We start from the raw sequence: 11,694 nt of genomic DNA, 5'->3' as shown, positions 1-11,694 counted from the left end.
AGTCAATACCAATATCATTTAAGTCAGCATCGGCAATGAAGATTTTACCGCCATAGTTAACAACGTTGAGTAGTAAGCGTTTAAAGTTTTTGATTATGGCTACGCGATCGCTCTGACAAGTAGTACTGCTTAACAGATGCCAAATTAGCTGCATGATTTCATCTAAAATCAACCAGCAACCTTTCCACTCATCAGGGTTAAATTTAGCTTGGCTCTTTGGATGTAAGCTATCAATTACTAACCCCATGCCGAAGTGTGAGCCTTGCTCAGTCTGCTTAAGTTCCGTAACGAAAGGTAATCCCAGTTTTTTTACAAGCTGTGTAGCCAACTGTACCCGATGGGTAATTACTAATACTCTCCTCTCACCAGCGCGAATTATCGGGTCAGTTAACCATTGGAGCGAGTGAGTTTTCCCCGTGTTCTTTGGCGATTTAAACCCAATTAGTTGCTTACCCGATGGAATAACCAACTCACCCAAGTAACGCTGATTTAAGCTCAAATCTGGAGTGTATGTGAGCCGTCTTAGTTGCTTGGTGTTCCACTCATCCAATTTCAGAGCATCACAGTAAATAGTATCAAGTTGCTCACGACCGCAAGCGGCTAGCGCATCATCGATGCCTTTCCCCAATCCTGGATGCCACCCCATTACTTTGATTTCACAACCACGCAAAGAAAAAAGCTTGGCAGTTTTAGCGATCGCACCATTCACGCTTCTAACTGTGGTGCGCTTCACATCGGCATCGAAACAGAAATAAATCCGCCTACCCGGTTGAGCAAATGCGGTTAACTGTGGGATAAGGTATGGTGCGCCGCTATTCTCGCCGTATTCATCCTTTGGTTGGCGACGGCCTCCCCATACCCCAGGTAAACCGATCGCAACGTAACCACAGCTGAGAATCGCGGCTGCTTTTTTAGCACCCTCACAGACAATAACGGGAATTTGGGTATTCTCTCTCACCCATCGCCAAAAATCACCATAGGGTAAACTTTGGTAATTTTCTGGTAAGGCCACATCATAGCGGCGGCTAATTAGTTGCCAAATCCGAACGGGAACCCGTAAAGCAAAAATTTCTGTATCAACTTTTGGGGGATGCTCATACTTAATTGCCTTGCTATCTCCATCTATTCTTGGCGTGTTGGGCTTGAGGCATCCCCAAAGGGAATCTTCCCCGGTGAGAATATTAACGCTACTACACCACCAAGCACCATCAGCCAAATGAGCATATCGCCGCATGTCCTGATCACGCAACCTCCCATCATTGCGGCGGCTGATTCTGTCAGAGTAGAGGAGATATTCAAAAGCTGTATTCCCTGACAGCGATTTGAAATTAAGCGCGGCTATTTCACTATCAATGGTGCTATCAGCCCATTCTTGCCAGTGGCTTGCCTCAAAGTCTTCTCTGACTGGCAAAGTATTAGCTGCGAACTGTTCCGCGCTCCCTCGATAATTATGCAGTGTTTGAAGATTGCTATCAAAGCGATCGCTTCCTGCCTCGTCATTTTTGGCGGAGAATCCTGCAAAAGCTTGATTGCCCTCTCCATTGCTGGGGTTAATTCTTGAAACTTCATGCAAAGTTCTTGGGGCATATCTCTGCTTCCCTCGCTTATTGATTTTTTTGAAAACCTGCCTAAACTTTTGATTTAGCGATTTTTGGGGTGAGGCCAGCTTGGTAAATCCTTTGTGATTCATGCTGCCACCTCCCCAGCTTGCCGATCGCTAACCTCACGTACCGAGTAGAGAGGGGAGTCACACCTACCACAGCGAATAAAACCAAGGTCATGTTCGTGGCGGATAATTCTTAACCCAGTTGTGTAACCACAGGCAAGACATGGAGAAGTTAATTGAGTTGTGCCTTGGCTGTAAGGTGCTTTCATACAACACCTCTTTGCAGACAAGCCAAGATGAAAATTGCTAAATCACCTGTAAATCCGCGCTTTTCTAAAGCTTCAATTACTTCAGTTAATCGATTGTCTTTAACTAGTAAAAAATATTGATGGATGGAACTTATCTTTGGTACAATGGCGCTATTACAACTTGGATTTGAATAGCGCCGTACTCTCGCAAGGTCGGCGTTTATCATGTCTGGCTGTTCTCGTAGTGGTGAACAGCCCTAGCTTTTAAATTTTGTATCTAACAAGTTAATCGGGGTAAGCTGGAAATAACGAAATTATTTTAGACTTGCTGGTTGGCAGAGTCTTTGGGTGAACCGTTTATCAGACGGTTATTTGTGCTTACTGTGTGGTGGATTAACCCGCGATCGCACTCAAAAAGCTTAGGACTGTGTGACTGGCATTTTTTTGTCTATATTTGTAAGTTTTCTGGATTCTTTGCGTCTTTTGCGTCTTGGTTTTATTGGGGTAAACGTCGATTTTGGTTTTTTGGTGTTTAGTTCTTCGATCATCAGTAAGAAGTTCGGCATATATGAGAATGAGTTTTAGTAAATCTTTTTTCTGCTTTGTCTTTATCAAAACATGGATTCAATAATTCCTACCAGCTAGATTAAAAATCTTGTATCCCTTACTGGGAAAGGGTTTTATGACCGATGTATCAAGAATTACTCTAATATCTACGTCCTCTATTCTCTTTTTTACCGCCTTCTAGCCTTCTAAATTCTGGATGTGACGCAATTATCTTTGTAGTGAGGCTTTGTCTTGCTGCTACTAGCGCGTTGTATTGTGTCCTAAAATCGTTATTTTTGTTTAGCTCAAAGTGGCAGATATTCACAAAATCATGAGTTGATGGTGATCTGTTGATATCAAAAGGATTCTCAAATGGGTCAAATGTGTTTAGTTGTCTATTCTGAGCCTGTATTGCTTTTCTAAAGTTTGTGGCTGTTGTAACTTTTGTTTCTTGATTTTTAGTTTCCTTTCTCATTATGAAGAAACATAACTTAAACTCTTTAAAAATTTCAAAAAAAACTAATGGAAGCGGCTTTGAAAAGTAGTCGGTAGAAAGCAATTTAATCGTTCTCCATAACTGTCCTAAGAGTTCAGCTTCAGACTTTACTAGTTCCTTAACTTCAGTAGAAAAATGCCGAGGCATTTTGAAATCAGGATATTTTTTATCAACATAATTTCGCATGAAATCACTTAGAACAAAACTTGTGTAATTTAAATAAGCTATGCCAATTTTGCTTTTAAAGTAACTATTGGTGTTTTCGTCAGACGGGTATATTAGCCAGCCGACTATATCTGATATTGTTAATTTTTGGGTGGCTAATTCGAGATGAATATGTCTTGGTAACAAAAGATATGGTGAAACTAGCATTGGTTGATAAAAGCTAAGTAGAAATAAGTTTGTATCATTTTAACCATAGTTATGAGTTTGTTTGTACTACTTAAGGGCTGCTAGCATTGCCACTTACCTTCAGAATTTAGGCGATCGCTTATCTCCATACGTATCCTCAAAAAAATCAAAAAACTCATCTTTGAGAGATGCGATCGCCTGTCTTCACAAGCCGCTCCCCCCCATTGCGATACTATCATTTAGTACATTTGTACTGGACAATCGCCTAACCTTGGGCGAAAATGTGACCACAATCCTTACACTTGCGACGGTTGCCGCCATGCCCTATATGGTTTAATGACTGGCATTTAGGACACTTTACAGCATTCTCTAGCATCTCGTAGCTGTACGTTCCGAAGTCGGGTAACTGTATGTAGTAGGGCTTACCATCGCCCAATACTAACCCAAAGCGATATGCTACAGAGTTTGTGCGCTCTAATCCCAGTTCGGTATTTTTAATACTGCAAAATTCTGTTAAGCGATCGCATTGTTGCTTAAGTCTGGTTTGTTCTTCCGTGGTGATCTGGTTGGAGTTGCTTATCGCGTCATAGGCATTATTGCCAATATGAAGGTTAACCGCGCTATTCCAATCACTGCGATCCATGCCAGGGTAATTTTTAGCGTTAGCGTTCTGTCCAATGAATATCGCGCCTAAATTTTGGTGCGAAACTTGCTTGATAATTGTTGAGATGAGTTTGCCTACTTCACTCTGGCTTTTCTTCTCTAGACTGGCAATTGTGCTGTCAATCTCATCAAAAATAGTGAGTTTGAATTGACTGCGATCGTTAGTTTTTGAGTTGACCATCGCCGCTAAGGATTCAATGCCCAATAAAGAATCTTCGTGAGAAGCGCCCACAGTGGGAATAGTCCAGAAATTCTTCACGCTGTCATCTTGTGGGTTGTACAGTTCGGCACTGCCACCACGACTTAACAAGATACATACAGCCAAGTTTTCAGCAGTGGGAGACTTCCCAGATTCACTACCGCCAGTTATCCTCACCCGTGACCATGACTTAACGGTGCTTGGGAACTTCTCAGCAGTTTTCCAAATTTTATTAATGTCAGCTTCTATGATTGCTTTAGCTGGTTTTCTTGCTAAATGTAACCATGCTGTTAATAATCCTTCTTCTGCATTCCATCCAAATTTAATAGGCGATAACGTATGACATAACTGTTGCAGCCGTTCACCCTCCGGTTCTAGTTCGGATGGTACAAGTATTCTATTATTGCGGTCGATGTGAAAACTCAGAGTAGATTGCCAGTGGTCGTAATCCGATTTAGCGCGGTCTAGGATGACTCCCTTACTCTCAAAATACCCAATTATGATATTACCTACTCTCAAATCTTGTCTGGTAGCTACAGACCATCTGAGAGGTTGATTCATCAATTCAATTTTCTCTGATAATTCCTGAATGCGGTGTACTAAATGCTTACCATTCTCCAATACTTCAGTAAATTCTGTACTGTACTTTTGTGTGGTGGAATTATTAGATGTAATCCACTCTTGCGCTATACCTTCAATCGCTAACTCTTTCTCAAGAATGAAAACTTTAGCTCTTTCGGATAACTCAGCAATGTGATTTTGATATTCAGAGAAGCTAACGCTATCCTCAGCAAGACTGTTGAGGTATTTAATAATTGTCGTGAGTGACTTAACTTTAATATCACTACACCTGCTAATAATGCGTTGTTGTATCCTCAGTCCTTCATCAATTAGGGATTGTAGGTTTTGCACTCCCTGATAAGCTTCTAACTCGCTCACAGCCCACGATTTGACCTTATCTATCTCGGCTTCTAAGTTCTCAAAGAAGTCTTTTAAGTCAGGGTAATTGTTGCTATATCCTGATATCATTCCTCCTAATTTAGACAGTTCATTTTTATATGTTTCTGTGACAATCTGATGTGCTGCACCAGTGCTGAAATTACTCATCTCACGGATTTTAGATTGTGCTAACGACTTCTCTAATTTCAATTCATGCTCTAAATCAGACACGCGACATTTTAGGGAATTATTACCCGATTGATGACGCTGTACATCATCTCTAACAAGCTCCAATTCCTTATCTAGCTTGATTTTTAGAGCATTGTATTCTCTGATGGTTTTGAGTTTTTCATTCTCTGAATGACGGCGTTGTTTATCTAGTACGTCTACAGTTTTTTGTAAATTCTCAATCTGTCTTTTATTTTCCTGACTGTCAAACTGAGAGAAAACAAAACCACCTATACCGATGCCAGTGGCAATAGTGCCAAAGAATTTCACATTATCATTAGGGCTAACAGCTACGGTAATTGCAGCAGATAACCCCAATACAAGAGAGATTGGGGTAAGATTACTCATTTTATTCTGCTGAATAACAGCCGTGTTCGTGATGGAATTTATTTAGATTGCAACTGAACGGGGTAGCCACTGCTGCTACAACTTCGATGCAATATCCTTTATTGATTTGTATGAGTTCAAGTTCGTGTTTGTGATTAATTACCCTAAACACCGAATTAGTTTCAAAACCTTTTAAACTCTTATCTTCTAACGGACGGATAATATTGACTACTCGCTCGGTATTTGGTTCAATCATTGGTTCCGATGATTGTGTGAAAAATCTCTTAAATAAGTTCATACAGGTACTCTCCCTTTGAGATAAGTCTGAATAATTTTCTGTGTTTCGGCTTGCAGTCGTTGAACTTCGGCGTTCTTCTTTTGCTCTTTCGCCTCAAAAAATAGCCGCATCAATTCAGTTTCATTTTGGTAAGCTTTGGTGGTTACTCGCGCTTGTATCAACTTCTCATCAGCTTGTAGTAACTTCTCTTGTGTAGTTGCCAAGTTGACATTAGCAATATCGAAATTGACAATTTCTTGCTGAGTTTTGATGCCTTCAGTAGCACCTTTGATAATGCTTTGTTCTGCCTTGTGATACTGTTGTCTGGTTTGCCCAACTTCTGAAACATATTTGAATCCAGCTTGTAGTAATTCTTGTGCCCTGCTAGCTCCGGCGTATGTTGCTAATCCATTTGTCAATTGTTCATCTGTAGCTTGCAGTTCAATTTGTGGATTCAACAAATCACTGGGTATCATCCCTGAAAAATCTTGAATTGGGAACGATACGCCGCCATAAACATCTGATTTATGAGTTAAAGCTGATGATTGGAACCCGTTTTGATAACCAGATGGTTTAATAGTTTGGGCAATATCCCCAATTGTTTTACCTACTTGTGAGGTAGTCTCTACAACCTTGCCAGCCACTTGAGAGACGTTACCCAGAGAAGCGATCGCCTCATCTGCAATACGTTTCGCCTTGGCTCCTATGGAGTTATCAGCCTGTTCTTTTACTCGCTTTGACCCTGTTAATCCGCCTTTTCTCGCTACCATAATTACCTACTAAATTTGTTCAAGTTTTGAGGTCAAAAAATCGCTCTTATACTTGTCAGCTTTGAGAATGCCTAACATCTCACTAAGCAAGTCAGATGATTTTTCAGAGGTGTTATCATCTGCTAGTTGCTTTTGTTCTTCCTCAAATTTCTTCCTGGCTTTGTTACGTTCATCCAGTTTTCGATAGATGTCATTCACTACTAAAGTGCGTTTTGTAGTGTCATAGGTTGATTGATAAGTTTGGAAGTCTCTTATCGCGGCTAGTTCGGCTGTTTCCTCAATAATTGAAGTTCTTACAGTGGCTTGCAGTTCGTCTATATCAGTAGCAGTAAGGTTTGTGGCGTTCGCTTTTAATTGTTCCGATAGCTCACCAGTTGGCTGTACCCTATCTAAACTAGAGTTGCTACCAGATAGCTGTAATACTTTTTTCTCTGGTTGATTTAGTTCAAAGTATCCATCCAAATAAACTTGTTTACTTGGTTCTAAAACTGAAGTTAGAACCCAATCAACTTTAGAATTATCTAGTTTTAAGGCTGCTATAACTTCACTGGCAACTAGATTATTTTTCTTGGCATAAGTACGAAGTTGCATAACTATTCACTTTCCTTTGTTGAGTATTTACGGGTTAAGATTTTTATCACTCTTTCTCTAGAAAAATTGCTTAATAAATCTGCAACTTCTCTTAAATACTCAACATGGCAAGACTCGATTCTCTTTCTATTCAAGTAACCTGAATCATCCACATAAACTTGTAAATCTGGTATGTACTGGGATGCAAATACAAGATATCTGGATAGAGTACGTAAGCTAATATTTAACTCTGTTGCCACTTCTTGACGGGTAAACTCTTTCTCGTAGAGAGAAAGCAAATCGTTGGTAATCAGAATGCTAGTCATGATGTAGTCAGATTTTGCCTATAAATAACAGGACAATAGCCAAGCCCTCTCAAGACATAGACTTGAGGTTAGCAAGTCTTTATCGAGTCCTAATCAGGACACTTTCAATCTAACTTAAAACGACCGCATAATTTACGACCGTTTATTTAAAGACCTTATATGTTATTCTCGGTCAACAATAGGGTAAAGTATTACTGCACAAAGGTTATGATGATATTTAACCGCTCGTTTAATATAAGTAAATCTAATAACCGTTTGTTTTATGACTGCTAAAGTAAACATTAAGGAATTAAGATTAGGTAAAAATCTTACACAAAGACAAGTTGCAGATTTATTGGGTGTTACAGAAAGTAATTACAGGAAATTAGAATCAAACAAAGTAAAATCAGTATCTTTGATTGCTATTTACAAACTTTGTAAAGCATTTTCATGTACACCCAATGATTTATTTGAACTGGTGGAAAACGAAGCTTCCTAGTCTTCTCTAGCGGGTCTAGTGGTTGCATCTACCCTCAAAATGCTGTAACCCTGGCTAATACGTTGGTGGGTGCTAGGTGGGTGAATTGTAAACAAGGTGGTTGCATCTACCCTTGAAACTCTGAAAGCCTTGCTATGGCTTAGGTGGATGGGTAAAGTGGGCAATTTAGCCACAGAAAAAGTAATTGACGAAGTAAGCAAAAATAAAGGGAGGTTGTTAGCCTCCCTTTGGGTTTTAGAACGGTGTGTTACCCGTCTCGCTCACTTTGGCGAGATATCCGCGCCAGTAATCGCCCTCAGTTGTTTTAGGTGGAAGTGAGATCGCCGCGTCGAATTCACCATCGCAGTAGTCGCTAGTAGCTTGGAATTGTTGAGGTTTAGCAATTGTGAGTAACATGAGAATACCTTTTATTTTTTAAGCGCGGGTTATCAGCCCGCTTTTTCTGTGGTTTCTTAAACCTGTTACAACTATAGCTAACTGGTTATATTATGTCAATAACAGATTAAATATTAACAAGTTATTGACATTTGTTAACTTGTTAGCTAAATTAGTAACAGCTTAAAAATAAAAGGGAGTCGGTCAGATGTCAAAAGCAGTTCAAGAGCAAGTAGATCAATTGTTTGAAGCTACCAAAGGTTTACAGAGCTTAGAAGAAATCAAGCCACACTGCGAAGCTTTTAACGAGTTTATTAACACCAAAACCAGCTACAGCATCAAAAGCTTAGGCACTGTCTTAAGTCGGGCTGGCTTCTACAAAAAATTTAAATCACTGCCACTAGAACAGGGTAAAAACGCTGAATCAGCACCCAAACATGATGCCCAAGGCAACATTACAGGAAACGAGTTAAAGCATTATGTCTTGCTGTTATGTGGTCTGGATAAGAAGGATTGGGAGGAGCGTAACGAAACTACACGGGTAAGCGATCGCCTGATGACTGCTGGTGAAGATGGCAATACAGGCATTGAGATTAACCCAGAGACATATTTAGAAGTAACTTCTAACTTGTTAGCCAGTGAACATCCTCACGAGTTAGCAGTGGGCTTGATAGCTGCTACGGGCCGCCGTCCTCATGAGATTTTAGCCAGAGGAAAATTTACCCCGATTGATGGTGAATCCTATCAAGCTAATTTTGAAGGTCAAGGCAAGAAACGCGGTGAGAAGCCAGTATTTAAAATTTCTACTTTATTCCCTGCTTCGTACATCATCGAGCGTTTAAATCATTTACGGAAAGAAGCATCTAGTAAATCACTTTTAAAAGAAGTCGCTAACGAATTTCCTACTGATGTAGCAGCCCAGAATAAGTCTATTGAAGATAAACGCGGTAATTCATTACGTCGGGTAGTTCAAGAATATTTCGGTGGCAAGGATAACAGAGAACCGCTTTTAAACTTCCGTCACAATCAAGAACAGAATGACTGTAAAGCTTTAAGGGCGGCTTGTGCCTGTCTTGTTACCGAGCGCGATTGTACAGGTTCACTAGGGGCGAAAATGTACTTTGCTGCTTGTTTTTTGGGTCATATTACCCCAGGTGAAAAAATCAGCGATAGCGATTTAAAACACATCACTACTACCCTTGGTTATTCAGACTATTACACTACGAAACCTGTAGGTTATCCAGATGCACCATCAAAAGAAAAACTTTCTAATGTTCGGGTTACTTCAAGAGATTTAGAAGCTATTCGCCACTTGCAAGAGAAGCTAGAATCACCCAACCAGCAATCAGTAATCAATCAGTTAATTGAATCATTTAACAGCCGGCTGGACACTGCAAAGCAATTACAGGCAGCACACCAAAAATTAGCCCAATTAGAAGCACAAGTTAAACAGTTACAGGAAACTAATAACCAGTTAGAGACAGCTAATAACCAATTACAACAGGAGAAAGCAGCAATGGAAACCACAGCACAGCAACCCCAAACAGTTACTCTGAATGTCACCGAGTTAGATTCTTGGCTAGAACAGAAAGTTATTGAAGTGGTGAACAAGATAACTCTTGGGGGAACTATCGCACCTGCTACGACTGCTACACCTGCTAAGGTTGCACCTGTCAAGGAAGAGATTGACTGGCAAGCCAAGACTGATGCTGAGGTGTGGGGGAGCAAAACGGCTGGAGCAGCTGTAGAAAAAATTCGTAGGTCTTATCAGGCAATCTGTTTGTATAACGATACTGTGGCGACTGGGGACAGCGATCGCCTTGCAATTACTAACCAAGCACTCAGAGATTTATCGGGCTGTAACGGGTTACTAGTACGCGATTGGATTGAGGCCCATAAGGATGAAGTAATCAGCCATAACGCGAAATTTGGTATGGAAAACAAGAAAGACCCCAGTAACCCTGCCAGCTATGCCAACAAGGGCAAGGACACAGATAAAATTCTGTTGCTGATAAATGAAGAATTTCTAAGTGGGGAAGGCTTTAAGGCAGGAAGAAATTAAAGCGGATCTGGGGCTGAATGCTTTACTCTAGAGGCTTTTTGTGTGATGTCGGGAAAACCCCATTTCCCGACATTCTCCCCAACTCATTACGTATCTTCAGAGTTTACTTATCAGAATTCTGCTTATGAGAATCATAGTTCTGATAAGTAAATCTGATAAGCAAATAAGCGGCTACTTGCCATATAGTAAGTTTGGCACAAACTCAGGATTTACTTAAATGACTCAAAGCAAAATTTCTACTTTAGAAGGCTACGTAACCTTATCTGATGCTGAAGCCGCAATAATTAGTGGAGGCGGAAAAAATCCTACAATCGTCAACGAACGTTTATCCCTTGTTCTAGTACCGCCTACAGGAGACTTCGGTGGCATCCAACAATATGATGGCGGAAGTGCCGGCTATGACGATAATGACTGATCTCTTAACTTTAAATTTTGTTTAAAACAACAGTCCGCCTCTAGTAATTGGAGGTGGACTAATGCATGATTTTATTCATCGATAGTAGATTACTCTTATTTTTGAACCGGAATAGAGTTTCACTGCCAGCAGTGGTCACAATATCGTGCTCTTTATCCACTGCGATCGCCAAATGAGAGTTACAGGATTCACCCAATTCATAAAATGCGATCGCACCTCCCCTCCCTCCCCTCTCCCCTCATCTCCAGAATGCCCCACTTAAATCACGAGTGGGGTTAATTTTGGGATTCTAGGGGTGTGTATGGTGTTGGCTGTGGGAAGTTACCCTTAAGTTGCTGTAGGGCATTGTGGGAGAGGTGGAGAGGTGCGATCGCCCAATCTCAAATGCCCAATGACCAATGACCAATGCTCAATGCCCAATGGTCATAAATAGATTGGAGGTTTTGGGGTTTTGGTAGTCACGTCTGGTAGTCACGATGATTTTGGTAGTCACGATGGTTAATATCTACTTATATAGAGGTCGTGACTACGGTATCAAGCTCTGATACAAAATGTGGATATCTTCAGTGGTGACTACCATTTTCTGTATAAAGCGTAGCAAGGTTAAAACAGTACAGTCATTGCCCTAGCCAGGATGGATTATAAAGTGGGGTTTTGGGGTTTTGGTAGCCACGTCTGGTAGTCACGATAATTTTGGTAGTCACGATGGTTAATATCTACTTATATAGAGGTCGTGACTACGGTATCAAGCTCTGATACAAAATGCAGATATTTTCAGTGGTGACTACCACATTTGTATAAAAATTGGCATCGATGAA

13 protein-coding genes are annotated in these 11,694 nt (G+C 40.6%); 3 read left to right on the top strand and 10 right to left on the bottom strand.

Going from position 1 to position 11,694, the window contains the following annotated elements; all coding sequences use genetic code 11:
• From LC608_RS34610 to LC608_RS34570, 9 genes are all read right to left on the bottom strand, one after another.
• Positions 1-1,690, bottom strand: a 1,690-nt coding sequence (locus tag LC608_RS34610) for a DUF3854 domain-containing protein (protein WP_229557877.1), incomplete at its 3' end; no start/stop codon positions are given.
• Positions 1,687-1,875: a hypothetical protein gene (locus LC608_RS34605; protein ID WP_229557876.1), complete on the bottom strand. Its 189-nt coding sequence runs from the start codon at positions 1,873-1,875 to the stop codon at positions 1,687-1,689. The genes LC608_RS34605 and LC608_RS34610, both read right to left, overlap by 4 nt.
• The gene (locus LC608_RS34600) at positions 1,872-2,081 is read right to left on the bottom strand and encodes a hypothetical protein (RefSeq protein ID WP_229557875.1); all 210 of its coding nucleotides are present in this window, start codon (positions 2,079-2,081) and stop codon (positions 1,872-1,874) included. Before LC608_RS34600 ends, LC608_RS34605 begins: the two co-directional genes overlap by 4 nt.
• 479 nt (positions 2,082-2,560) lie before the next feature.
• Positions 2,561-3,268: a hypothetical protein gene (locus tag LC608_RS34595; RefSeq protein ID WP_229557874.1), complete on the bottom strand. Its 708-nt coding sequence runs from the start codon at positions 3,266-3,268 to the stop codon at positions 2,561-2,563.
• 244 nt (positions 3,269-3,512) lie between these two features.
• Complete coding sequence (locus LC608_RS34590) at positions 3,513-5,624, bottom strand: hypothetical protein (RefSeq protein WP_229557873.1); 2,112 nt, start codon at positions 5,622-5,624, stop codon at positions 3,513-3,515.
• Between the two features lies 1 nt (position 5,625).
• Positions 5,626-5,901, bottom strand: coding sequence for a hypothetical protein (locus LC608_RS34585; protein WP_229557872.1), 276 nt, complete (start codon positions 5,899-5,901; stop codon positions 5,626-5,628).
• Positions 5,898-6,650, bottom strand: a complete 753-nt coding sequence (locus LC608_RS34580; RefSeq protein WP_229557871.1) for a hypothetical protein — start codon at positions 6,648-6,650, stop codon at positions 5,898-5,900. Before LC608_RS34580 ends, LC608_RS34585 begins: the two co-directional genes overlap by 4 nt.
• Positions 6,651-6,659: 9 nt before the next feature.
• On the bottom strand, positions 6,660-7,241 hold the full coding sequence (locus LC608_RS34575) for a hypothetical protein (protein ID WP_229557870.1): 582 nt from the start codon (positions 7,239-7,241) through the stop codon (positions 6,660-6,662).
• 2 nt (positions 7,242-7,243) lie between these two features.
• The gene (locus tag LC608_RS34570; RefSeq protein ID WP_229557869.1) at positions 7,244-7,546 is read right to left on the bottom strand and encodes a hypothetical protein; all 303 of its coding nucleotides are present in this window, start codon (positions 7,544-7,546) and stop codon (positions 7,244-7,246) included.
• A 262-nt stretch (positions 7,547-7,808) separates the two neighbouring features.
• On the opposite strand from LC608_RS34570, the gene LC608_RS34565 reads away from it, so the two are divergent.
• Positions 7,809-8,024: a helix-turn-helix transcriptional regulator gene (locus tag LC608_RS34565; protein WP_229557868.1), complete on the top strand. Its 216-nt coding sequence runs from the start codon at positions 7,809-7,811 to the stop codon at positions 8,022-8,024.
• 234 nt (positions 8,025-8,258) lie between these two features.
• On the opposite strand, the gene LC608_RS34560 is transcribed toward LC608_RS34565, so the two are convergent.
• A complete protein-coding gene (locus LC608_RS34560; RefSeq protein ID WP_229557867.1) occupies positions 8,259-8,420 on the bottom strand; it encodes a hypothetical protein in 162 nt (53 codons plus the stop codon).
• A gap of 187 nt (positions 8,421-8,607) precedes the next feature.
• Here LC608_RS34560 and LC608_RS34555 point away from each other — a divergent pair, with 187 nt between their 5' ends.
• Positions 8,608-10,461 carry a protelomerase family protein gene (locus tag LC608_RS34555; RefSeq protein WP_229557866.1) on the top strand — a complete coding sequence of 618 codons (1,854 nt, stop codon included), beginning with the start codon at positions 8,608-8,610 and terminating at the stop codon, positions 10,459-10,461.
• A gap of 217 nt (positions 10,462-10,678) precedes the next feature.
• On the top strand, positions 10,679-10,876 hold the full coding sequence (locus LC608_RS34550) for a hypothetical protein (protein ID WP_229557865.1): 198 nt from the start codon (positions 10,679-10,681) through the stop codon (positions 10,874-10,876).
• Positions 10,877-11,694 lie beyond the last annotated feature (818 nt).

Source organism: Nostoc sp. XA010, assembly GCF_020829625.1.
Lineage (GTDB): Bacteria > Cyanobacteriota > Cyanobacteriia > Cyanobacteriales > Nostocaceae > Nostoc.
This window is presented reverse-complemented; position numbering and strand designations above follow the sequence as displayed.